We start from the raw sequence: 235 nt of genomic DNA, 5'->3' as shown, positions 1-235 counted from the left end.
TAAACGATACGAACTGGAAGATGCTCAGTGGGACCGAATCAAAGGATACTTCCCGCCATACCGGATTGGCCGTCCATCAAGCCTAGACAACCGTACCGCCCTCAACGCTATCCTCTGACTCATGCGCAGCGGGGCTCCTTGGCGTGATCTACCTGAACGCTATGGCTCTTGGAAAACGGTGTATAGTCGCTTCCGAGCCTGGGTAAGTTCAGGCTTGTTCGAACAGGTTTTTCTC

General features: G+C 53.2%; 1 pseudogene. It reads left to right on the top strand.

Annotation, left to right across the window (positions count from 1 at the left end):
• A pseudogene (locus MZO40_RS17255) lies at positions 1 to 235 on the top strand (transposase); the annotation flags it as partial.

It is taken from the genome of Lactiplantibacillus sp. B652, from assembly GCF_023806745.1.
GTDB classification, from domain to species: Bacteria; Bacillota; Bacilli; order Lactobacillales; family Lactobacillaceae; genus Lactiplantibacillus; species Lactiplantibacillus pentosus.
The sequence above is the reverse complement of the archived record's forward strand: the minus strand, read 5'-3'. Positions and strand labels throughout refer to the sequence as shown.